Genomic DNA, 22,935 nt, shown 5'->3' on the forward strand with positions numbered 1-22,935 from the left:
GAGACCGTCGTAGCCAACAGGCACAATGGCGGTGTGAGCCCAGACCGTCGTATCAGCCCTGACCGCCCGACCTTGGTCGCCTCCGACGTCGACGGGACCCTCATCGATCACGACGAGTTGGTCAGTGCCCGCACCCGCGCCGCCGTGCATGCCGTCGTCGAATCCGGCACGCCGTTCCTGCTGGCAACCGGGCGTCCTCCGCGATGGATTTCGCCCGTCGTCGAAGGTCTGGGATACGCGCCACTTGCCGTCTGCGCCAACGGAGCCGTTGTCTACGACAGTTACGCCGACCGCGTCCTCAGCGCAGCGACCTTGTCTGTCGACGCACTCACCGAGCTCTCCGAGCTGGCTCTGGTCGCGCTCCCCGGGGCGGGGCTGGCCGCGGAACGGGTGGGGGAGAGCGCACACGATGCCGCCACTCCACAGTTCGTCAGCTCACCGGATTACGAACACGCCTGGCTCAACCCGGACAACACCGAGATGTCCGAGGACGAAGTGCTCGCAGCGCCGGCCGTCAAACTCCTGATTCGCCGCCCGGGCATGACCAGCACGGCAATGTACGACGCTCTTGCTCCGCACGTCGGTGCACTCGCCGACATGACGTACTCCACCGAGAACGGACTGATCGAACTCTCGGCACCGGGAATCACGAAGGCGTCGGGGCTGGTTGCCGCGGCGGAAAGGTTCGGCTTCGACCTGTCGGGTCTGGTGGCCTTCGGGGACATGCCCAACGACATCCCGATGCTGGGCTTGGCGCGGCTCGGCGTGGCCATGGGTAACGCTCACCCCGAAGCCAAAGCCGCAGCCGACGAGGTCACCGACGCCAATTCGGAGAACGGGGTCGCAAAAGTCCTCGAGCGCTGGTGGTCGTAGAACCCACCAGCGCCCGAGGACGTGTACTGCTCGAGCGTCAGCCGACAGGCGCGCTGTTGGCCATTTCCTGGGCAAAGGTCTCGTTGTAGGTCTTGAGGATCTTCGTGACCATGCCGGTGATCTGGTTGAAGATCAGCGAACCGTTCTCGAAGTCACTGCGCAAGCCGTCCGGGATCGAGTACTCGTCCGAGATCGGCAATCCGAGTTCACCCGCGTCAGAACCGAAGCTCTGCCACGACTTGAAGATCTCGCCGAGCACGGTGAACACTCCGCCGTTCGGCGAGGTGTAGACAGCACCGTTCTGGAACAGCGCACCCTGGTTGCCGAGCTTCGCCTGCAGAATTCCGGACAGAGCCTGGCCGAGGCGGCCGATCTCGCCACCTTCGGCGATCCACTTCTGCGCGAGCGGTGAATTGTCGGTGATCTGCAGAATCTGGGTGACCAGATCCGGGATCGACGAACCGGTGCCACCGGTGACCGTGTCGACCGGAGTGGTCGGCTTGGGCGCAGGCGTCGACGGATTGGAGGGGTTCGAGGGGTTCAACGTTCCCCCGATATTCGCGGCCGCGATGTTCCGGATGTCGTTCATGTGTGCGTACGCGGCATCACCCGGGCAAGCGGTGTTTCCGACGTCGCGGTGCGCGAAGATGATCGGCAGGTCGACTGCTGCGCCCTGCGGGTACGGCGTGAACTCGGTGCCCTCTGAGTACATCGTCGTTCGGCCCTTCGGGTCGAGGCCGGCCATGCCGAGCTTCCATCCGAGGAACTTGCCGACGGAGTTCAGCGTCGCCTGCGAAGGCTCGACGGTGGAGTAGTCGCCCATCATCGCGATACCGGTGGTGTTCTCGTTGAAGCCGCCGGCGTGTGCACCCTGAACTGCCTTGTCGAGTCCGCCTGCGCGGCCTTCGAAGGTCTGACCGTACTTGTCGACGAGGACGTTGTATCCGACGTCGCACCAGCCGAGAGTCTGTGCGTGGTAGGCGTAGATCGAGCGGACGATTCCGGCCGATTCGGCCTTCGTGTAGTTGTTGCTACCTGCGGTGTGGTGAACGGTCGCGCCACCGATGAAGTCGTCGTACGTGGGGGAGTCACAGCGAAGTGACTCGTCAGCTCCCCACTGTGCGCGGGTGATGACGGAAGGCCCGCTGCCGCCGAGCGGTGCTGCGACGGCCTGCAGATTGCTGTCTGCCTCGCTGGCACCCGGATCGATCAACACGGCGGTGACGGCGTCTGCTGCCGTCGTCGCCTGGCGAAGCGGCTTGGACACCGAAGCTGGGGTGTATCCGAGTTCGCCGGTGGCTGCGGGGGCTTCAGCAGGTGCAGGTGCTTCAGCAGGCACCGGCGCTTCAGCAGGTGCGGGGGCGGGGACAGCTTCCGGCGCGGGAGCCGGCACAGCCTCGGCGGCGGGAGCCGCGACGCCCTGCGGGGTGAGGATCTGAATGGACTTGGTGGCGCCGACGAAGACGGGTTCGGTGGCGGTACCGGCGTTGGTGGCCTGATCCGAACTGGCGGAGTCGATGGCGTCAGGGGTGAACCACGGGCCCCAGGTGCCATCTTCGGCCAGGGCGCGGATCTTGGACTGCGCCGAGGCGATCGTGTCCGAGGTCAACGCGACCATGCTGAACGGAGTGTCGCGGGTGACTTCCTTGACCACTGCGCCTGGCTCTTCCTCGGAAGGAACCGGAGCGGTTTCGGTCGGGGCGCCGGGCGCAGCGGGTGCCGGGAAGAGTTCGGTCGGCAACGTGATCCCTGGCGGAAGCGGAATTTCGGTCGGGAGCTTGAGGTTTCTGAGATCGCCCAGGTTGATGTCGGGCAGATCGAGACCGGTCAGCTCCTTGACCGGGATGATGATGTCGGGCACCGACGCGAGGAGCACCTCTGCGATCTGGGTCGGCACTGCTACTGACGTCGTTTCGTTCGCGGAACGTACATCGGACGTAGTGCTCGTGAGGCCGTAGACCGCAAAAGGACTTGCGACAGCCACTGCGGCTACAGCCCCGAGTACGAGCGAGGGCTTCGGTCGACGGTGTGGCAAGGGATTACTCCTCGGTTGTAGTTACTTGCGAGCGAACTTCAGGGCCGATGACGGCCGTGAACGGAATCCTTCAAAACCGGATCCGAGCAGGTCGGATGCCATGTTCTGGGGTTGAACTCCAGTTTTCGGACGCGTACGTCTGCAACTCGTGATGCTGGTGTGACTCGTGTGACTGGTGTTGCTAACTCCAAACACTCTTGCCACACTAGTCACAAAAGTCCATAACGCTCAACCTTAGGGTGAGACTTTAGTTAAATCGTTGTGGACTGGCCTGCGCGCGGAGTACCGACTTCGCGGACTCGTGAGGCCGGTAGCGATGAGGAGAGCATTGATGGCGAGAAGCGGAAGAAGCGGAACTGCAGGTAAGAAGCCTGCATCCGGTCGCGCAGGTCGCTTTCTGGTGGGCGGACCCGGGAGGCGGACCTCGCTGATGCGGGTCTCGGTCCTCGGGCTGGTTCCAGCTCTCGCACTCGGCGTCGCGATAGGAGGTTTCACGCAAATCCGTGCTGACGAGCCGTCGATTTTGCACGCCGTCGCCGCCGACACGCAATTCACGCTCTCCGGTCACGGCAACGGGCATGGCCGCGGAATGGGTCAGTGGGGCGCTTACGGTTACGCCAAGAACGACGGCTGGTCCGGCGAGCGAATCCTCAGTCACTACTACGGCGGAACAGTCCTGGACTCCATGCCGCCCGCGCAGATGAGTGTGCGGCTCACCGCTCAGGACAACTCGACACTCGACGTCTACTCCGACGCCGGCCTCGTGGTCAACGGTCAGCGCACCGCGCCCGGCGAGGCTGCCCATCTCACCGCGCTGCCTGGCGGCGGTGCACAGGTGGTTGTCACCAGTGGTTGCGGTGGCGGAGTCGTCTGGGAAGCGGTCACCGATCATCCGTGGGTGGATCCGGTGGATCTCAGTCCTGATCGACCCGCCGACCAGTTCCTGAAGCTGTGCGACAACGACGCGCCCTACAGAGGTGCCCTCGGCGTGGTGCTCGACAACGGCTCGGCGCGGACGGTGAATCTTCTCGACATGGAGGACTACCTGCTCGGCGTGGTGCCGGTCGAGGCCAAGGCGGAATGGGCCGATTCCGGTGGGGCCGAAGCACTACGGGCGCAAGCGGTGGCAGCACGTTCGTACGCTGCAACCGAACATCGGTCTTCGTACGCCGACACCTGCGATACACAGGACTGCCAGGTGTACGGGGGAGCAGGTAAGGAAGATCCCCGCACCACCGAGGCCGTTCGGTCCACCGCCGGCGCCGTTCTGTCGCGTGACGGCAAGATCGTGGCCACCGAATTCTCTTCGTCCACAGGAGGTTACAGCTCCGGCGGTGAATTCCCGGCCGTCGAGGATCTTGGTGACGCCCTGTCTCCCAATCATGACTGGACCGTGAATCTGACCGCAGGGCAGATTGCGGACGCTTTCGGTGTCGGCGAGCTGCAGTCGCTCAAGATTCTCTCGCGCAACGGCTTCGGTACCGACGGTGGGCGAGTGACGGCAGTCGAGGTAGTCGGTACGGGGGCAACTGTCGGCGCTACCGGTATTCAGTTCCGTCAGAAACTCGGCCTCAAATCGGACTGGTTCACCATTGGTGACGGGGCTGGTGTGGTAGTGGCGCCTGATTCGGAATCGACAGTGCCGGAATCCAATTCGCCATCCGAGGATCCATCGGGTACGGTTACGGAGACGCAGATCGAGAAGAAGTATCGGGAGCTCGGCGGTGAAACCGGCACTCTCGGTGCTCCTGTCGGCCCGGAGATGCAGTTGCCCTCCGAAGCAGGCACTTTCCGTGTCTACGAAAACGGAACCATCATCTGGACAAAGGTTTTGGGTGCGCAGGTAGTTGATGCCAACGTGCTCCGCGAGTGGATACCGACGGGCGGAAGCTAGGGGAAGGTCGGTCGGTAACAACTCGCACGTATCGACTCTGAAGGGTCTCCGCCGCAATCCGGTGGGGGCCCTTCAGGTCGCTTCGGGTGTTGTATCGGTTGACGATCAGATGGTCGGAGCGTCACCGAGCAGGCGGTACTCGAGCCACAACTCCGCACGTTCGGTGGGGGAGCCGAGGTCGAGCTGGAGAAGGCTCTCGATCCGAGCGAGTCTGCTGCGCAACGTATGCCGGTGAATGTTGAGTGCAGTGGCCGCGGCGTCGCCCACCCCGTTGTGTGCCAACCACATGGCCAAGGTTCGGTAGAGATCGCTACCGCCCTTCGCTTCCAGAAGCGGGCGCAAGTGTGCCGCCGCGAATGCCGTCGAGCGATCCTGATCGAGAAACGCGGACAATCCACTCTCCGAGAGTTCGGCGAACCGCATCGAAGGCAGGTTGCGGGCGCCGGCCTCGGCTGCTGCCTGCGCGGCTTGGCGTCTGGCGCGCGAGAGATCGTCCCACCACAACATGTCCGACACGCCGACGGTTACGTCGATTTCGTTGACACGGGCGAGGATTCGCCCGCTGTCCGTGGCCGAGACGACGGCGATCAGCGCGCCGTCGGTGATGCCGAATGCCAGATCGCGGCTGAGACCGTCGAGCAGTGAGACGGACACGCTCTCGAGCAGTCCGCTCGGGCCCGCCACGTGGAAGACCTGGAAAGGCTCGACCGGAAATCCTCCCCACAATTCCCCGGAGATGTTGCGGGCGAGCGCATTCTGTCCCTCGAACAGCTGATGCATCGCAACGGTACGAAGGTGGTTCATCGTCAGTTGCGCGTCTCGGGTTCGAGCCGTCATCAAGGTGAGCAGAGACGCGGCTGCGATGACGATGCCCTGATTCAGAGAACCGACGGCGCCGGGGCAGCCGGCAACGAGGTATCCCATCAGCTTTCCCCTCGACGTCAGCAGAGGGTGGGAGATGACGTCCTCGTTCTCGCTCGTGAGGAAACTGACTTCCATCGGGCGGGCGTCGCGCTCGGGGGCCGTTCGCTCGATTCCTGCGGCCGCGGCGGTGTGTGAGATCTCGACGGTATGTCCGGCCGAGTCCAGCAGAGCCGCCCATCCGCCGATCAATTCCGCCACCCGTCGTACGACTGCCCGGGTGCCGTTGACCGTCACCGCAGCTTGAAGCAGCCGCCGCAGGCTTTGGTAATTGCTGCGCAGCGCTTTCATGTCGTCGTCGGATTGCGCCTTCGACACCGCTTTGGTCAGGGCGATGAAAGGTGTTCGCAATGGGACGTCGAGAAGGGGCACACTGAAACGGGTGGCCGCATCCACCAGAGTCTGTGGCGCCTGCTCGTATCCGAGGCCGGTTCCGAAACCGATTCCGGCAATTCCGGCCGCCACCAGGGTCCGTACGAATCGGGTCGTTTCCGCGTCCGTCGTCGGTAGTGACACCCCGGTGATGAGGAGCAGTTCACCGCCGTCGAGGAAGGGCGTCGGGTCGGGAAGTTCGGAGACATGTGCCCAGGTCAGGGTGCGATCGAGCTGGTCGTGCCCAGCCAGGACGCGAAGGCCGAACTGTTCGGTCGCACAAAGCTGGCGGAGCGTGATGGGCATGGGTCCAGTCTGACACCTCGGACTCGCCACTTTGTAGTGCCTGCGGTCACGTTTGTACAAAGTGGAGCCTGACGCGAGCTTGCCGAAGGTCCGACACTGGCGCTATCGAAAATGCGCTCCAGAAGAGCGTCACCGAGATCCACGTCCCGAACAGCCCACAAGGAGTACTGATGTCCAGTACAGACCAGCCGGCACTTCAGCACACGCTGAAGAAGCGGCATCTGTCGATGATTGCGATCGCGGGCGTCATCGGCGCCGGACTGTTCGTCGGCTCCGGTGTGGCGATCCAGGAGACAGGACCGGGTGTCCTGATTTCCTACGCGCTCGCCGGCGTCGTCGTCATCCTCGTGATGCGCATGCTCGGCGAGATGTCGGCAGCGTCGCCGGAAACCGGCTCGTTCTCCTCGTACGCCGACAAGGCCATCGGCCGCTGGGCGGGCTTCTCGATCGGCTGGCTGTACGCGTGGTTCTGGATCATCGTGCTCGGCATCGAGGCCACCGCCGGTGCCCTCATCATGAATCGTTGGGTTCCCGGCGTTCCCCAGTGGACCTGGGCCTTGATTCTGATGATCGTGCTGACGCTGACCAACATCATCTCGGTCAAGTCGTTCGGCGAGTTCGAGTTCTGGTTCGCCTCCATCAAAGTCGTCGCCATCATCGCGTTCCTCGGCATGGGCATCGTGGCGATCTGCGGCTGGATGCCCGGCGTCGAAGCACCCGGAATGACCAACCTGACCGGTCACGGCGGTTTCCTGCCCAACGGCACGGGAGCCATGCTCGCCGCAGTCCTCGTGGTCGTGTTCTCGTTCTTCGGCGCCGAAATCGCCACCATCGCCGCCGGTGAGTCGGCCAACCCGCTCGAAGCCGTTCGCGCTGCCGTCAAGTCCGTCGTCTGGCGAATTCTCATCTTCTACATCGGCTCGATCGCCGTGGTCGTCACCCTGCTTCCCTGGGACAGTGCGTCGGTCGCGCTCAGCCCGTACGTCGCCGTCATGGACTCCTACGGCATTCCGGCCGCAGGCAACATCATGGACGTCGTCGTCCTCACGTCGGTTCTGTCCTGCCTCAACTCCGGTCTCTACACCGCCAGTCGCATGATCTTCTCCCTCGCCGGCCGCGGCGACGCCCCCAAGTCGCTCTCACGCATCGAGAAGACCGGCGTCCCGATGCGCGCCGTCCTGGTCTCGACGATCGTCGGCTTCCTGACCGTCGGCATGAACTACCTCTCCCCGGACAAGGTCTTCCTGTTCCTGGTCAACTCCTCCGGAGCGATCGCGCTGTTCGTCTGGCTCGTCATCTCGGTGTCTCAGCTGCGCACCCGCCGCAAGCTCGAAGCCTCGGGCCAGGAACTCGAGCTGAAGATGTGGTTCTTCCCGTATCTGACCTACGCCACGATCGCCGCCATCATCGCGCTCTGCATCGGCATGCTCACCCTGGACTCGACGCGCAGTCAGATGATCGTGTCCCTGGGACTCGCAGCGATCCTCGTGGGTATCGGGCTCTACCGCTACCGGAACCACAAAGACACCGAAGCCGAGGTCGTGCCGGTAGCCGAGAGCGCTCCCACACCCTGACACCAACGTCCCCATCTGCGAGATACTTCGATGTCCTAGTATCGGCCACGGACAGAGAAATCGACGTGAGCACAGCAGATGGGGACAATCATGACCACACCCGAACCGATCGTCATCGTCGACGGGGCCAGGACCCCAGTCGGTAGCTTCGGCGGCGTCTTCAAGGACGTACCCGCGCACGAGCTGGGTGCCGCAGCAGCCAAGGCCGCGCTGAGCCGCGCCGGCGTTGCCCCCGAAGACATCGACGAGGTCGTCATGGGCTGCATCGGCCAGGTCGGCCCGGACGCCTACAACGCACGCCGCGTCGGCATTGCCGCCGGACTGCCCGAGAACGTCCCCGCCTACACCGTCAACCGCCTCTGTGGCAGCGGCCTGCAGGCCGTGTGGTCGGCGGCGATGCAGATGCGCTGGGGCGCAGCTGCCATCACGCTCGCCGGCGGTGACGAGAGCATGTCCCGCATGCCCTTCTACGACTTCGCCGCCCGCTCGGGCTACAAGCTCGGCGATCGCAGCCTCGTCGACGGCACCGTCGCCATGCTCACCGACCCGTTCAGCAAAGCCCACATGGGCCGCACCGCCGAAGCCGTCGCCCGCAAGTACGGCGTCAGCCGCGAGCAGCAGGACGAGTTCGCCGTCGAATCTCAGCGCCGCGCTGCAACCGACGCAGCCAAGGCAGCATTCGCCGAGGAAATCACTCCCGTCGAGACCGGTGGCCGGCGCTCGGTCACCGTCACCGAGGACGAACACCCCAAGCCCGGAACCACCGTCGAAACCCTCGCCAAGCTGCGCCCCGCATTCGAAGAGGGCGGATCCGTCACCGCCGGTAACGCGTCGGGCATCAACGACGGCGCCGGCGCACTCGTCCTCGCGACGGGCACCGAGGTAGCCAAGCGCGGCCTCACCGGACTGGTCACGCTCGAAACTGTCACGACGGCAGCCATGGAGCCCGGCCTGATGGGCTACGCGCCCGTGCTCGCCCTCGAAAAGCTCTTTGCGCAAACAGGATTGAAGCCGTCCGACATCGGCACCGCCGAGGTCAACGAGGCGTTCGCTTCGCAGGCCATCGCCGTCATCCGTGACAGTGGCCTGGATCCGGAGAAGACCAACCCGTACGGCGGAGCAATCGCCCTCGGGCACCCGGTCGGCGCCACCGGAGCCATCCTGACCCTGCGCGCCGCCCGTGACATGGTCCGCCGCGACCTCGAATTCGGCATCGTCACCATGTGCATCGGCGGCGGACAGGCACTCGCGGCCCTGCTGAAGCGGGTCTGATCATGGCGACCAAGCGCAAGCCGTCGTGGCACGACGACGAGATCACGGCAGTGGCCGAACTGGCCCGTGGTTTCTTCGACCGTGAACTGATCGCCAAGCGTGAGCAGTGGGACGCCCAGCATCGTGTCGACCGGTCCGTGTGGCTCGAAGCCGGCAAGCTCGGCCTGCTGTGCTGCTCGATTCCCGAGGAATACGGCGGGGGCGGTGGAACTTTCGCACACGATCTCGCGGTCTTCGAGGCGCAGGGCTACTGCGGTGACTATGCACTCGGTAACTCCGTGCACAGTGGCATCGTCGCCCACTACGTGCTCGAGTACGGAAGCGAAGAGCAGAAGAAGGCATGGTTGCCAGGGATGGCGACGGGCGAAATTCTCGGCGCCATCGGAATGACCGAGCCGGGAACAGGTTCCGACCTCAAGGCAATCACCACGTCCGCGATCCGCGACGGTGACCACTACGTAGTGAACGGGTCGAAGACCTTCATCACCAACGGTGGCAGCGCAGACATGATCGTGCTCGCCGTCAAGACCGATCCCAAGGCCGGCGCCAAGGGTGTCTCGCTCCTGATCGTGGATCTGCGTGACTGCGAAGGCTTTGCCGTCGGCCGCGTCCTCGACAAGGTCGGTCAGCACGGCGCCGATACGTCCGAGCTGTCCTTCACCGATGTCCGCGTTCCCGTCTCGAACCTCCTCGGTGAGTCCGAGGGGCTCGGTTTCGGTCAGCTGATGGCACAGTTGGTGCAGGAACGCCTCATCATCGGCGCGCAGGCCATCGGCACCATCGAGCGCGCCGTCGAGGAGACCGTCGCGTACACCAAGGCGCGTCAAGCGTTCGGGCACAGCCTCTTCGAGTTCCAGAACACCGCCTTCGAGCTGGCCGAGTGCCAGACGATCGCACGCACCTGCCGTGTCTTCCTCGACAACTGCATCGAGGATCACCTCAACGGCGAGCTGGACGGCGCAGACGCCGCGATGGTCAAGTACTGGCTCACCGAGCAGCAATGCGCCGTCGTCGACCGGTGCGTGCAGCTCTACGGCGGATACGGCTACATGCGTGAGTACCCGATCGCGCGCATGTACGAGGACTCCCGCGTCCAGAAGATCTACGCCGGCGCCAACGAAGTGATGAAGGGCATCATCGCGAAGAGTCTTTGATCACCGGCGTCGAAAACCATTGACACCGAACAGGCACCCACCGAGCATTTCGGTGGGTGCCTTTGTGTGTGCCTACAAGCGGTATCGAGCTGTTCGGAAGGCAATCACTGATGAGCTTCACCATCGACGTCGGATCGGCGCGCGTCACCCAACTGACAGAGCTGGCGCACTGGCCGTTTCCGCCGCGAGAGCTTTTTCCGCACGCGGGTGAGGCGGAGATCGAGGACGCGTCGGCACGGCTGACACCGGAGTTCTTCGACGCCGGTAGCGGTGACCTCGTACTTGCCATCCACACCTACCTGGTGGAGATCGGCGGCAAGGCCATCGTCGTCGACACCGGCAACGGCAACAGCAAACACCGGCCGAACCTTCTGCCGCATCACATGTTCGGTACCGACTACCTCTCACGCTTCGCAGCCACCGGTGTGTCCGTCGACGACGTCGATCTGGTGGTCAGCACACATCTGCACCCCGACCACTGTGGTTGGAACACCGCCCTCGACGCCGAAACCTGGCGGCCTACCTTTCCCCGCGCGACCTACGTTTTCGATCGCACTGAACTGGCCGCGCTCGAACAACTCGCCGCCGACGGTCCACACGAAGGAGTGGTCTCGGATCTCGCGCAGACCTTCGAGGACAGCGTCCGTCCCGTTCTGGCCGGGGCGAAGTGGGAGGCGGTCGGCGACGGTCACGTCCTGGCCGAATCGGCAGGCACAAGCGTCGTCGTGCACAGCGCGCCCGGCCACACTCCGGGCCATATCGTGATCGAGATCCGCACTGCAGACGGCGGCGCCGTCATCTCCGGCGACGTGATCCACCATCCGATCCAGTTTCTGTACCCGGACCTCAGTCAGGGCGGCGACGCGGATCCCGAGATCGCGAGGGTCACCCGCCGCGAACTTCTCGAACGCTGCGCGTCGGAGGGACTCCTTCTGCTTCCCGCACACTTCTCCGTCGACGAACCGATCACGGTTCGGTTCGACGCGGACGGTCTGCCGACGGCACCTTCGATATATGTTGCGAGTCCTGCATAGAATGGGGCCATGCCTGCGACCGAATCGACGCCATCGCTCTCCGGCAGGCCGCTTTCGAGTCGAATCGGGTACGGCTTGGTCAAAGCCGCACTCCGCGTGAGGCAGTCGTACGCAGAGGCCTTGTCTCACGCCGGACTGCTGCCCAATCATCACGCCATTCTCAGCACACTTGACGAGCTCGGCCCATGCCATCAAAAGGAGCTTGCTTCCCGAGTGGTGGTCGACCCCGGTGACATAGTTGCCTATCTCGACAGTCTGCAGGAGTCAGGATACGTTGTGCGCGAACGTGATCAATCTGATCGGCGTAGGCAGGTCGTCTCGATCACGGACTCCGGAGTAGCGAAGTTGATCGAGGGCGATGAGGCCCTCGACGCCGTCGAACAAGAGGTTTTCGAGTCGTTGACCGATCAGGAACGTGAGACATTGACGGTCGTATCCGCCAAGCTCACGGGGCCGACGGCGCGGCCGTCAGAGGCCTGATGATTCCGGGTATTCTTTTGCTCGTCTTGGCTGGACGCTTGTGGCCCCAATAACTCGGTTGGTTGTAAGTTCTTGCCACCCAACTCAGATCGTCAACGGTGAGTCCACCGAACCCGTACTCGATCTGGAGACCGGACGGGCTGCCGATGTAGATCGATGTCATCAGGTCGTTGGTGTGGCGCCCCAGTGTTTGCATGACCTCGGTGTCGTGGCTGTCGAGAAGATCGATCAGGCGTCCGAGATCGTCCATGCATTCGACTTCGAGCATGAGGTGGTTGAAGCCGACGTGGCCGGGATATTCGGCCAGCGCGAGTGAATGATGACGTCCGTTGACGTGATAGAAGCGCACGGTGAATTGATCGTTGGTGACCCGGTCCGAGAGTCGAAATCCCAGCACGTCCACATAGAACTTGTTGGCTTCCTCGATATTCGGTACCTGTAAAACGATGTGGCCCAGGCCTTGATCTCCGGTCACGAATCCGCCGCGCATGACACGACCCGGTGTGAACGACAGTGGCGTCGATGCCTTTCCCCACGAGATTTCGTGGCGAGTTCCCCATGGGTCGGTGAACCACACGAGTTCGGCGACTTGCCGCTCGGCGAGCAGGTCGGGATTGCCGTAGTGCAGCGTGATGCCGCTCCGGTCGAGGTGTGCGGCAAACGAGTGAAGATCGGATTCATTGGCCATTGCCCAACCGGCATACAGGAATTCGTCTACCTTGCCGGGGTGGATGGCAATTCGATAGTTGACGTCGTCTACTGCGAGCCGGATTGCGCCATCCGGTCCGTCTGGTGACAGTTTCGCGCCCAGAAGTCCGGTTCCGTACTTTCTCCAGTCCTCAGCTCTGGGTGACGCGACTCCGATATACGACAGTTCCTGGATCACGATGATCTCCCTCGAATTCTCTTGATGGTCACTGTTCCCAAAATACAAGCAGTGTGACCAATGATTGGCAAGCCAATCGTTGGTATTGCCAAGTAATTCGCGAGCAGTACCCGCCAAAGATGCTGAAATCAGGAAGCAAGGGCCATAGTCCCTGGTGACGCATCCAACCCTCGGCTTCCGAACAGGTCCGATACCCTGGTTCATCGTGACCGCTGCAAATTCAGAGACCGCCCGTGCCCAGTACGACCTGATCGTCGTCGGCTCGGGATTCTTCGGGCTGACCATCGCCGAGCGTGCCGCTACCCAGCTGGGTAAGCGCGTGCTGGTGCTGGATCGCCGTCACCACCTGGGGGGGAACGCATACTCGGAGGCTGAGCCGGAGACCGGCATCGAGGTCCACAAGTACGGTGCCCACCTGTTCCACACCTCCAACAAGAAGGTCTGGGACTACGTCACCCAGTTCACGGAGTTCACGAATTACCAGCACCGTGTCTTCGCGCTGCACAAGGGTCAGGCGTACCAGTTCCCGATGGGGCTCGGCCTCGTGTCGCAGTTCTTCGGCCGGTACTTCACGCCCGAGGAAGCACGTGCCCTCATCGCCGAGCAGTCCAGCGAGATCGATTCGAAGGATGCCTCCAACCTCGAAGAGAAGGCGATCTCCCTGATCGGGCGCCCGCTCTACGAAGCATTCGTGCGCGACTACACCGCAAAGCAGTGGCAGACCGACCCCACCGAGCTGCCCGCGGCGAATATCAGCCGCCTGCCGGTCCGCTACAACTTCGACAACCGCTACTTCAACGACACGTACGAGGGCCTGCCCGTCGACGGCTACACGGCGTGGCTCGAGAACATGGCGAAGGATCCGAAGATCGAGGTCCGTCTCGACACCGATTACTTCGACGTCCGCGACGAACTGCGCGCCGCGAGCCCCGACGCACCTGTCATCTACACGGGCCCGCTCGACCGCTACTTCGACTACTCCGAAGGTGCGCTGGGATGGCGCACCCTCGACTTCGAAACCGAGGTTCTGCCCACCGGAGACTTCCAGGGCACTCCGGTCATGAACTACAACGACGCCGACGTGCCGTTCACCCGTATCCACGAGTTCCGTCACTTCCACCCGGAGCGCGAGTACCCGACCGACAAGACCGTCATCATGCGTGAGTTCTCACGTGCCGCCGAGTCGACGGACGAGCCGTACTACCCGATCAACACCCCCGAGGACCGCGAGAAGCTCGGCGCGTACCGCTCGCGCGCCAAGAAGGAGACCGCGGAGAACAAGGTCCTCTTCGGTGGACGTCTCGGCACCTACCAGTACCTGGACATGCACATGGCGATCGCCAGCGCGCTGACCATGTTCGAGAACACCCTGCGCCCGCATCTCGAATCGGGTGCGGAATTGGCAGGGGAGAGCGAATGAACGCACGTCATCTACTCGAAGGCGAAGACGCCGTCACCGGCGACGAGGTGACCTACCTCGGCAAGTCCCTGCTCCAGCGGATCATCCTGCCCCGCGCCGGTGAGCCGCTCGACGTCCGCACGTTGTACTTGGAAGAGTCCTGGTCCAACAGTCGGCGGGCGCACTCCACCTCGCGCACGTCGGTAGCGCTCGGCGCCGAGACCGAGGTCTCGTTCGCCACCTACTTCAACGCATTCCCCGCCAGCTACTGGCGTCGCTGGTCGATCCTGAAATCGGTGGTCCTGCGTCTGGAACTGTCCGGACACGGCCGCGTCGACATCTACCGTTCCAAGGCGGATTCCTCGCGAATTCACGTGGAAGGCAAGGAATTTGCCGACGGTGATGCCGCAGTCGAGTTCGAGGTGGAACTGGCACCGTTCGAGGACGGTGGCTGGATCTGGTTCGACATCACCACAGATACGGCAGTGGTCGTCGAGAGTGGTGGCTGGTACGCGCCCGTCGAGGCTCCCGGCGAAGCGACTGTCGCCGTTGGTATTCCGACCTTCAATCGTCCGACCGACGCAGTCAAGGCGCTCGCCGCGCTGGCTTCCGATCCGCTGGTGTCTGATGTGATCAAGGCCGTCATCATGCCGGATCAGGGCACCCGTAAGGTGCGTGACGAACCCGGATTCGCCGAAGCCGCTGCAGCGCTTGGTGATCGGCTCGCCATTCACGATCAGGGCAACCTCGGCGGTTCGGGCGGGTACAGCCGAATCATGTACGAGGCGCTCAAGACCACGCAGTGCCAGCACATCTTGTTCATGGACGACGACATCGAGATCGAACCCGATTCGATCCTTCGCGCGCTTTCGTTCTCGCGTTTCGCGAAGTCGCCGATGCTGGTGGGTGGGCAGATGCTCAACCTCCAGGAGCGCAGCCACCTCCACGTGATGGGTGAAGTGGTCAACCGCGGCATCTTCATGTGGACCGCAGCACCGAACGTCGAATACGACCACGACTTCTCGAAGAAGCCGCTGCGCGAATCGAAACTCCTGCACCGCCGCATCGACGTCGACTTCAACGGCTGGTGGATGTGCATGATCCCGCGGCAGGTCGCCGAAGAGATCAAGCAGCCCCTCCCGCTCTTCATCAAGTGGGACGACTGCGAATACGGTTTGCGCGCAAAGAAAGCCGGATACCCGACCGTCACGCTGCCCGGTGCCGCGATCTGGCACATGGCGTGGAGCGACAAGGACGACGCCATCGACTGGCAGGCGTACTTCCACCTCCGTAACCGCCTCGTGGTGGCAGCCCTCCACATGCCGGGCAACGGCCGCGGTCTCGTCGTCAACACGGTGAAGGCAACACTCAAGCACCTGCTGTGCCTCGAGTACTCCACCGTCGCGATCCAGAACAAGGCAATCGCGGACTTCCTCGCCGGTCCGGAACATGTCGCGAACATGCTGCCGACGGCACTCGGTGAGGTCCACGCCCAGCGCAAGGAATTCTCCGACGCCGTCGTACTGCCCTCGTCGACTGCGCTGCCGCTGCCCTCGGGTGCGGATGTCGGGGACGTGAGCCTGCCTCTGTCGACCGTCGCGAAGATCACCCGGGTACTCAAGGCAGGAGTGCACAACGTGAAGCCGGCCAAGCCGGAACACCTCGAGCGCCCTCAGCTCAACGTGCCGACCATCGACGCCCGTTGGTTCCTGCTCTCACAGGTCGACGGCGTCACTGTCACCACGGCCGACGGCCGCGGCGTCGTCTACCGCAAGCGCAATCCGAAGCTTGCGCTCGAACTGCTCAAGGAAGCCACACGGTTGCGCCGCGAACTCGCCGCACGTTTCCCTGAGCTCAAGAAGCAGTACCAGGACGCCGTTCCTTCACTGACCAGCACGGAAAGGTGGGAACGTGTCTTCGGCATCTCCTGAAGTACAGATTCTGGCCGGGATTCAATCGACCGTCGGGCAGCTTCCGGGAGCAGTGAAGGTCGCTCGCGGTATGTCTCACTTCGGTGAGCACTCCCTCGGGTGGATCGCGATCGCTGCCGTCGGAGCTGCCGTGGACAAGCCGCGTCGACGTGAATGGGCCGGAGCAGCCGTCGGAGCTTTCGGTGCACACGCCGCCTCCGTCGTGATCAAACGAGTCGTCAGGCGCAAGCGGCCTTCCGACCCTTCGGTGCAGGTCAACGTCTCGACACCGAGCAAGCTCAGCTTCCCGTCCTCACACGCGACGTCGACGACGGCGGCGGCTGTGCTGATCGGTCGACTGACCGGGCTACCCTTACCGGCGTTGCTGGTGCCCCCGATGATGCTCTCGCGTCTGGTCCTGGGAGTTCACTACCCGACCGACGTACTCGCCGGAGCGGCACTGGGAGCCGCATCCGCGGCGGTAGTTCGCCGGGTCGAAGAAGCCAGAGCCGAACAGAAATGTGGAGATAAATGAGCGAGGAACCGGCTACGGTCAGCGGACCCCCGAAGTCCCTGCCCGCCGGCATCGTCAAGGCGCTTCGCCCACGTCAGTGGGTCAAGAACGTCCTTGTGCTGGCAGCGCCCATCGCGGCCGGAACCGCCACCGAAGCCGACGTGCTGTTGCCCGTCGCGCTGGCGTTCGTCGTGTTCTGTATGGCGGCATCGGGCATCTACCTCGTCAACGACGCGATGGATGTCGAAGCCGACCGCGCTCACCCCACGAAGCGTTTCCGTCCCATCGCGGCCGGAGTTCTACCCGTCAACATCGCGTACGGCATGGCAGTCGTGCTGCTGGCCGGTGCGATCGGACTGTCGTTCCTGGCCAACTGGCAACTCGCCGTGGTCATGGGCGTGTACATCGTCATCCAGCTCGCCTACTGCTTCGGTCTCAAGCATCAGGCCGTGATCGACATCTGCATCGTCTCGTCCGGCTTCCTGCTTCGAGCGATCGCCGGTGGCGTTGCCGCCGAGATCGACCTCTCGCAGTGGTTCCTGCTGATGATGGCGTTCGGTTCACTGTTCATGGCGGCCGGCAAGCGCTACGCCGAACTGCAGTTGGCCGAGAAGACCGGCGCGAAGATCCGTAAGTCCCTCGAGAGCTACACGATGACGTACCTGCGTTTCGTGTGGACGATGGCAGCGACGACGCTGGTCCTCTGCTACGGACTGTGGGCGTTCCAGCAGGACGCCATCAAGGGCACCAACTGGTACGCCATCTCGATGGTGCCGTTCACCATCGCGGTGCTGCGATACGCGGTGGACGTCGACGGCGGCGAAGCCGGAGAGCCTGAGGAGATCGCGCTCGGTGACCGGGTGCTGCAACTCCTCGCGATTGCGTGGATCGGAGTAGTGGGTGTCGCTGTCTACCTCGTCTGAGCCACGCACCGAGGCCGACCCGCACGTCGACACTGCGGCGAACCGCACCACCCTCAGTCGAGGAGTTTTTCTCGGCGGGGTGGTGCTTGCTGCTGCCCTCATGTTCTGGGGTGCGTGGGAGCGTCGTTGGATCGCCGACGACGGACTCATCGTCTTGCGAACCGTCCGCAACCTGCTCGCGGGGAACGGCCCGGTCTTCAACGCGGGTGAGCGTGTCGAGGCGAACACGAGTACCGCGTGGACGTACATCGTCTACGCATTCAGCTGGCTCACGCAGGTCCGCCTCGAATACGTCGTTCTGACGATCGCGCTCGTACTCTCGACTGCTGCCGTCGTGTTGGCGATGCTCGGTACCGGTCGTCTGTACCGAGGCGTACGGCCGTCGGCGGGCGGAACGATCCTGCTGGTACCAGCAGGTGTTCTCGTCTACATCGCGGTTCCGCCTGCGCGAGATTTCGCCACTTCCGGGCTCGAGACGTGCTTGGTGATCTTCTGGATCGCGCTCCTGTGGCTATTGCTCGTTCGGTGGGCGCAGGCGTCGACGCCGTCCACGGCGTCGATCCTGATTCTCTCGTTCGTGGCAGGACTCGGACCACTGGTCCGACCCGAGATGGCAATTCCCGGTGCCGCCGCGTTGATGATGATCGTTCTCTCCGCCGGCCTGACCTGGAAGATTCGCGCACTGATCGTGGTCGTGGCGGGACTTGTCCCGGTGGGCTATCAGATCTGGCGAATGGGCTATTACGCCCTGCCGTACCCGAACACGGCAGTGTCGAAGGACGCCGGTGGTGCGAAGTGGGCGCAGGGATTTGCGTACCTGTGGAACCTCGTCGGGCCGTACCTGCTCTGGCTGCCGCTGCTGTTCCTGCTCATCGGTGCGCTGCTGCTCGTGTGGCGAAACCGAGCGGACGCACCGGCCACCACCACCGATCAACCTGCACGCCCGCTGTGGCAGCGCTTTCAACAGTTTCTGCGCACGCCGCGGGCCGTCGTCACGTTCATTCTCGGCAGCGGACTGATTCTCGGGATCTACTCTCTGCGCGTCGGCGGCGACTTCATGCACGGACGCGTCCTGTTGCCGGTGCTGTTCTGCCTGCTCATCCCGGTCGCCGTCATTCCGTTGCGAGTTCCGGCGCGGACAGCGTTCGGGAGCAACCGAGACACCGCGATCTTCGGGGTCTCGGCGGTGCTGTGGATCGGCACGATCATCTGGGCCTTCTTCGCCGCGAACACGACGGGTATGCCCGAAGGGTCCGTGGTGGGGCGCTCGGGAATCGTCGACGAGCGAGCGTTCTACGCCCTCAACACCGGTCACAAGCACCCGATCCTTGCCGAGGACTACCTCGACTATCCACGGATGCGTGCCATGGTCGAGACCATCGCACGGACTCCGGAGGGCGGGCTGCTGTTGCCGTCCGCCAACTACGATTCCTGGTTCGTCGTCCCCCCGCCGGGGCCGCTCGAGGAGCCGGCCGAGCACGTGGTCTTCTTCCTCAACCTCGGAATGACGAGCATGAACGTCGGGCTCGACGTTCGGGTGCTCGATCAGATGGGGCTGGCGTACCCCTTGGCCGCTCACACCGAGCGACTCGAGGACGGCCGGATCGGCCACGACAAGAATCTCTATCCGGACTGGGTGGTCGCGGATACGGGAATGATCGACGTTCGCCCGTGGCTGCCGTTCTTCCTCGACGAAGACTGGGTTGCCGACGCGAAGCTGGCCATCACCTGCCCGGAAACACAGGAGCTGCTCACGTCGTACCGCTCGGAGTTGACCTGGGCGAGATTCAAGCAGAATTTCCAGCAGGCATTCGACTTCGCGAAGTACCGATTCGACCGGGTTCCGGCCTACGAATTGGAACGCTGCGGGCTCGTTCCGCCAGAGCCACCCCGGTGATGTGATCAGCATCACCGGCTGTTGAAGGTTTGAATATTTCGATTCAGTAACACCGAATTGATTGACCACGATGTACTCGAAGACGATTCACCTAACCTGAATCACCCCCAGGGGTGAAGACGGCGTCGCTCGCAGACTGGGACGTAACGGTCCACCTATTTGTCACAGCTGAACCTGTGACATAAAGTCCAGCGAGCGCAGTGTGACTTGGAAGAGGTCCGCTGCCGACCCGAACTCGTTCGGGCTGGCAGAAAAGCCTGTTCCCCGACGGAATCCGCCGGAACCACTCCACCGAGTGGGTTCCGCAGACGAAGAGAGAGAGCAGTATCCATGCGTTTTGCCAGAAAGAGGCTGACCCAGCGCCTCAAGCACCGAGCGTTGGCCATCGGTGCCGCAGCACTTGTGCTCCCCCTTGCTGCAGGTGTTGCCGGTAGTGCTGTCGCCTCTGCTGCGCCCGCGCACACTGCTCCCAGCCACACCGCTCCCTCGGGCGGATACGACGAGCTGTGGGTGCCCTCCTCGATGGGCAACATCAAGGTCCAGGTCCAGTGGGCCGCACGCGGCGGAAACGCTGCTCTCTACCTCCTCGACGGCCTGCGTGCGCGTAACGACGCCAACGCGTGGAGCTTCGAGACCAACGCGATGGACCAGTACAAGAACGACAACATCACCCTCGTGATGCCCGTCGGTGGCGAGTCCAGCTTCTACAGCGACTGGTACGCACCGTCGAACTTCAACGGCCAGCAGATCACGTACAAGTGGGAAACGTTCCTCACGCAGGAACTCCCCAACTTCCTCGCGAACTACGGCGTTTCGCCCACCAACAACGCGGTTCTCGGTCTCTCGATGGGCGGCAGCGCTGCTCTGACGCTGGCTGCGTACCACCGTGACCAGTTCAAGTTCGCCGGCTCGCTCTCGGGTTACCTGAACATCTCGGCTCCCGGCATGCGCGAAGCAATCCGCGTCGCAATGCTCGATGCCGGTCGCTTCAACGTCGACTCCATGTGGGGACCGCCGTGGAGCCCGTCCTGGCTGCGCAACGACCCGTTCGTCTTCGCACCGCGTCTGCAGGGCCTGTCGATGTACATCTCGTCGGCAAGCGGCCTGCCCGGTGAATACGACCACCCGCGCGCACCGATCGACTACTACAACACGGCCAACGGCATGGGCCTCGAAGCTCTCGCCCTGGTCAACACCCGTGCATTCCAGATCCGCATGAACTCGCTGGGTATCCCGGCCACCTACAGCTTCCCGTCCAATGGCACGCACTCGTGGCCGTACTGGTCGGCAGAGCTGTGGAAGGCTCGCGGCCAGATCCTCGACACCATGAACGCTTGGTGATCGTGCGCGATCCCGTGACCTAGTCACTTCACCAGTGCCGTTCCGGACTCCCTCGAAGGAGAACCGGGACGGCACTTGTGTATTCAGGTGCTGCACAAGCGCCCGATGTCAGTAACAATTGCACCACCAGTAACAGCGCGGCTACCCCAAGCGGGGATCGTTTGCGTGTAGAAATAGTTTCAACGGGGGTCTGGCTGCTCAGGCGGCCACACGATCGACGCGCGGACCGACTGTAAGGAAAGAGAGTGAGCTCATGCGAGTAGGCCTTGCCACGGAGGACCGTCGCCGGTCCCGGGCAACCTTCCGGACAAAGGTCGTCGGCGCACTGGCAGCGATGCTGGTTCTGCCGATCGCCGCGGGCTTGACCACGGCCGGAACCGCGGCAGCCGCGCCGGCACCTGCTCAGGCCGCACCGGCCGCCACCCAGAACCCCACCGGTGCAGCGGTCACGAAGGTCGACTGGCTCAGCGAGCGTCGCGTCGCGCTGTGGGTGAACTCTCCCGCGATGGGCGCCCCGATTCAGGTGCAGATCCTGTTGGCCCGCGATTGGAACGTCAATCCGTCGGCCAGCTTCCCCTCGGTCTGGATGCTCGACGGTCTTCGCGCGACCGACAACGAGAACGCCTGGACCTACGAGACCGACGCCGAGTCCTTCTACGCGGACAAGAACGTCAACGTCATCCTCCCGGTCGGCGGTCAGTCCAGCTTCTACTCCGACTGGCTCCAGCCCGACAACGGCAAGAACTACCAGTGGGAGACGTTCCTGACCAAGGAACTGCCCCCCATCCTCGAAAAGGACTGGCGGACCACGCAGACACGCGGTGTCGTCGGACTGTCGATGGGCGGCACGTCCGCGATGTTCCTCACGGCGCGCAACCCCGGCTTCTTCAAGTTCGCTGCTTCGCTCTCCGGCATCCTCACCACGACTTCGCTCGGCATGCCTCAGGCAATCCAGTTCGCGATGACCGACGCCGGGGGATACAACTCCGCCGCAATGTGGGGACCCCCGTCCAACCCGCAGTGGGCCGCACATGATCCGTACGCGCTGGCCGAGAAGCTCAAGGGCGTCAGCCTGTACGTCTCGAGCGGTAGCGGTACGACCGGCCCCTACGACCAGCCGTCGGGAATTCCCGGTGTCAGCACCAACTACGCAGGTATGGGCCTCGAGATTCTCGCTCGCCTGACTTCGCAGACTTTCGCCACCAAGCTCAACCAGCTCGGTATCCCCGCACAGGTCAACTACCGCCCGTCCGGAACCCACTCGTGGCCGTACTGGCAGTTCGAGCTTCATCAGCTGTGGCCGCAGTTGGCCAACGCCATCGGCGTCGAGGTCGAGAAGCCGGCTTGTGGCACTTCGGGTGCGATCGGTGCGACGGCCGCAGCCAACGGCTGGATCGGCGACTGCATCACCCCCGAGTACAGCGTCGCGGGTGGCCTGGCACAGGACTTCCGCAACGGTCGCATCTACTTCACCAGTGGAACGGGCGCCCAGCCTGTCGCCGGTCGTATCGCCGGCGCGTACATGAACACCGGAGCAGCGGCCGGCCCGCTCGGCTTCCCGCGTACCCCGGAACTCGGTACCCCCGACGGACGCGGACGCTTCAACCACTTCCAGAACGGCTCCATCTACTGGACCCCGCAGACCGGCGCTCACCCCGTCAGCGGCGACATCCTCACCGAGTGGTCCGCACAGGGATGGGAAGGCGGCCCGCTCGGCTACCCGACTGCCGACGAGATCGCGACCCCCGGCAAGCCGGGCAAGGTTCAGGGATTCGAGATCGGCGCGATGTACAGCAGCGCCAACGGAACTCATGCCGTTCTCGGAATGATCATGGGCAAGTACGGCGAACTCGGTTGGGAAAACGGCTGGCTCGGATTCCCGAAGTCGAACGAGGTTCCGATCAAGGACAACGGACGCTTCACCGAGTTCGAGGGCGGCAACATCTACTGGAGCCCCGGCACCGGTGCATGGTCCGTCGAGAACGGCCCGCTGTTCGACGGTTGGAAGAGCGTCGGATACGAAGGCGGCCGCCTCGGATTCCCGATCAGTGACAAGTTCGACATTCCCGGTGGTGTCCAGCAGAACTTCCAGTTCGGCTACATCACGGTGATCGGTGACAAGACAGAAGTTCACTAACTCACAGTGGTGC

17 protein-coding genes are annotated in these 22,935 nt (G+C 63.5%); 14 read left to right on the forward strand and 3 right to left on the reverse strand.

Annotation, left to right across the window (positions count from 1 at the left end):
• The first annotated feature begins 51 nt into the window (after window positions 1-51).
• Window positions 52-873 (forward strand): HAD family hydrolase, encoded by an 822-nt coding sequence (locus tag I7X09_RS14135; RefSeq protein ID WP_095969678.1) that lies wholly within the window; start codon window positions 52-54, stop codon window positions 871-873.
• Window positions 874-910: 37 nt separating this feature from the next.
• Here the strand turns inward: I7X09_RS14135 and I7X09_RS14140 are convergent, their stop codons facing one another.
• Window positions 911-2,908, reverse strand: coding sequence for an N-acetylmuramoyl-L-alanine amidase (locus I7X09_RS14140; protein ID WP_200317401.1), 1,998 nt, complete (start codon window positions 2,906-2,908; stop codon window positions 911-913).
• A 331-nt stretch (window positions 2,909-3,239) separates the two neighbouring features.
• Between I7X09_RS14140 and I7X09_RS14145 the strand changes: the two genes are divergently transcribed.
• Entirely contained in the window at window positions 3,240-4,802 is a 1,563-nt protein-coding gene (locus tag I7X09_RS14145) for a SpoIID/LytB domain-containing protein (RefSeq protein WP_095969477.1), read from the forward strand.
• A 105-nt stretch (window positions 4,803-4,907) separates the two neighbouring features.
• Here I7X09_RS14145 and I7X09_RS14150 read toward each other — a convergent pair whose 3' ends face one another.
• Window positions 4,908-6,401 carry a PucR family transcriptional regulator gene (locus tag I7X09_RS14150; protein ID WP_200317403.1) on the reverse strand — a complete coding sequence of 498 codons (1,494 nt, stop codon included), beginning with the start codon at window positions 6,399-6,401 and terminating at the stop codon, window positions 4,908-4,910.
• A 170-nt stretch (window positions 6,402-6,571) separates the two neighbouring features.
• Between I7X09_RS14150 and I7X09_RS14155 the strand changes: the two genes are divergently transcribed.
• The 5 genes from I7X09_RS14155 (at window position 6,572) to I7X09_RS14175 (ending at window position 11,915) form a co-directional block, all read left to right on the forward strand.
• Window positions 6,572-7,975: an amino acid permease gene (locus I7X09_RS14155; RefSeq protein WP_095969479.1), complete on the forward strand. Its 1,404-nt coding sequence runs from the start codon at window positions 6,572-6,574 to the stop codon at window positions 7,973-7,975.
• 90 nt (window positions 7,976-8,065) lie between these two features.
• The gene (locus tag I7X09_RS14160) at window positions 8,066-9,247 is read left to right on the forward strand and encodes a thiolase family protein (RefSeq protein WP_200317405.1); all 1,182 of its coding nucleotides are present in this window, start codon (window positions 8,066-8,068) and stop codon (window positions 9,245-9,247) included.
• 2 nt (window positions 9,248-9,249) lie between these two features.
• Window positions 9,250-10,401 (forward strand): acyl-CoA dehydrogenase family protein, encoded by a 1,152-nt coding sequence (locus I7X09_RS14165; RefSeq protein WP_007731824.1) that lies wholly within the window; start codon window positions 9,250-9,252, stop codon window positions 10,399-10,401.
• Window positions 10,402-10,511: 110 nt separating this feature from the next.
• On the forward strand, window positions 10,512-11,435 hold the full coding sequence (locus I7X09_RS14170; protein ID WP_200317407.1) for an MBL fold metallo-hydrolase: 924 nt from the start codon (window positions 10,512-10,514) through the stop codon (window positions 11,433-11,435).
• 9 nt (window positions 11,436-11,444) lie between these two features.
• Window positions 11,445-11,915, forward strand: a complete 471-nt coding sequence (locus tag I7X09_RS14175) for a MarR family winged helix-turn-helix transcriptional regulator (RefSeq protein ID WP_095969481.1) — start codon at window positions 11,445-11,447, stop codon at window positions 11,913-11,915.
• On the opposite strand, the gene I7X09_RS14180 is transcribed toward I7X09_RS14175, so the two are convergent.
• Entirely contained in the window at window positions 11,881-12,801 is a 921-nt protein-coding gene (locus I7X09_RS14180) for a VOC family protein (protein ID WP_200317409.1), read from the reverse strand. The genes I7X09_RS14175 and I7X09_RS14180 overlap by 35 nt on opposite strands.
• Window positions 12,802-13,006: 205 nt before the next feature.
• Between I7X09_RS14180 and glf the strand changes: the two genes are divergently transcribed.
• The 7 genes from glf (at window position 13,007) to I7X09_RS14215 (ending at window position 22,922) form a co-directional block, all read left to right on the forward strand.
• A complete protein-coding gene (gene glf / locus I7X09_RS14185) occupies window positions 13,007-14,221 on the forward strand; it encodes a UDP-galactopyranose mutase (protein WP_200317411.1) in 1,215 nt (404 codons plus the stop codon).
• Window positions 14,218-16,131, forward strand: a complete 1,914-nt coding sequence (locus I7X09_RS14190; RefSeq protein WP_234036916.1) for a glycosyltransferase — start codon at window positions 14,218-14,220, stop codon at window positions 16,129-16,131. The genes glf and I7X09_RS14190 overlap by 4 nt, the downstream gene beginning before the upstream one ends.
• Window positions 16,112-16,645, forward strand: coding sequence for a phosphatase PAP2 family protein (locus tag I7X09_RS14195; RefSeq protein ID WP_003943893.1), 534 nt, complete (start codon window positions 16,112-16,114; stop codon window positions 16,643-16,645). The genes I7X09_RS14190 and I7X09_RS14195 overlap by 20 nt, the downstream gene beginning before the upstream one ends.
• Window positions 16,642-17,547, forward strand: coding sequence for a decaprenyl-phosphate phosphoribosyltransferase (locus tag I7X09_RS14200; RefSeq protein ID WP_003943808.1), 906 nt, complete (start codon window positions 16,642-16,644; stop codon window positions 17,545-17,547). Before I7X09_RS14195 ends, I7X09_RS14200 begins: the two co-directional genes overlap by 4 nt.
• Complete coding sequence (gene zomB, locus I7X09_RS14205; RefSeq protein WP_325100625.1) at window positions 17,525-19,444, forward strand: flagellar motor control protein ZomB; 1,920 nt, start codon at window positions 17,525-17,527, stop codon at window positions 19,442-19,444. The genes I7X09_RS14200 and zomB overlap by 23 nt, the downstream gene beginning before the upstream one ends.
• Window positions 19,445-19,774: 330 nt before the next feature.
• A complete protein-coding gene (locus tag I7X09_RS14210; RefSeq protein WP_095969486.1) occupies window positions 19,775-20,785 on the forward strand; it encodes an alpha/beta hydrolase in 1,011 nt (336 codons plus the stop codon).
• 253 nt (window positions 20,786-21,038) lie between these two features.
• Window positions 21,039-22,922, forward strand: coding sequence for an alpha/beta hydrolase-fold protein (locus I7X09_RS14215; RefSeq protein ID WP_095969487.1), 1,884 nt, complete (start codon window positions 21,039-21,041; stop codon window positions 22,920-22,922).
• The last annotated feature ends 13 nt before the right edge of the window (window positions 22,923-22,935 follow it).

Origin of the sequence: Rhodococcus sp. P-2 (assembly GCF_016598535.1) — a bacterium.
Lineage (GTDB): Bacteria > Actinomycetota > Actinomycetes > Mycobacteriales > Mycobacteriaceae > Rhodococcus_F > Rhodococcus_F baikonurensis.

What these genes read in the sequence shown, in the direction of transcription:
- I7X09_RS14145 (WP_095969477.1), top strand. Translation starts at nt 3,240, where the DNA reads ATGGCGAGAAGCGGAAGAAGCGGAACTGCAGGTAAGAAGCCTGCATCC.
- I7X09_RS14150 (WP_200317403.1), bottom strand. Translation starts at nt 6,401, where the DNA reads ATGCCCATCACGCTCCGCCAGCTTTGTGCGACCGAACAGTTCGGCCTT.
- I7X09_RS14155 (WP_095969479.1), top strand. Translation starts at nt 6,572, where the DNA reads ATGTCCAGTACAGACCAGCCGGCACTTCAGCACACGCTGAAGAAGCGG.
- I7X09_RS14160 (WP_200317405.1), top strand. Translation starts at nt 8,066, where the DNA reads ATGACCACACCCGAACCGATCGTCATCGTCGACGGGGCCAGGACCCCA.
- I7X09_RS14165 (WP_007731824.1), top strand. Translation starts at nt 9,250, where the DNA reads ATGGCGACCAAGCGCAAGCCGTCGTGGCACGACGACGAGATCACGGCA.
- I7X09_RS14170 (WP_200317407.1), top strand. Translation starts at nt 10,512, where the DNA reads ATGAGCTTCACCATCGACGTCGGATCGGCGCGCGTCACCCAACTGACA.
- I7X09_RS14175 (WP_095969481.1), top strand. Translation starts at nt 11,445, where the DNA reads ATGCCTGCGACCGAATCGACGCCATCGCTCTCCGGCAGGCCGCTTTCG.
- I7X09_RS14190 (WP_234036916.1), top strand. Translation starts at nt 14,218, where the DNA reads ATGAACGCACGTCATCTACTCGAAGGCGAAGACGCCGTCACCGGCGAC.
- I7X09_RS14200 (WP_003943808.1), top strand. Translation starts at nt 16,642, where the DNA reads ATGAGCGAGGAACCGGCTACGGTCAGCGGACCCCCGAAGTCCCTGCCC.
- I7X09_RS14210 (WP_095969486.1), top strand. Translation starts at nt 19,775, where the DNA reads ATGCGTTTTGCCAGAAAGAGGCTGACCCAGCGCCTCAAGCACCGAGCG.
- I7X09_RS14215 (WP_095969487.1), top strand. Translation starts at nt 21,039, where the DNA reads ATGCGAGTAGGCCTTGCCACGGAGGACCGTCGCCGGTCCCGGGCAACC.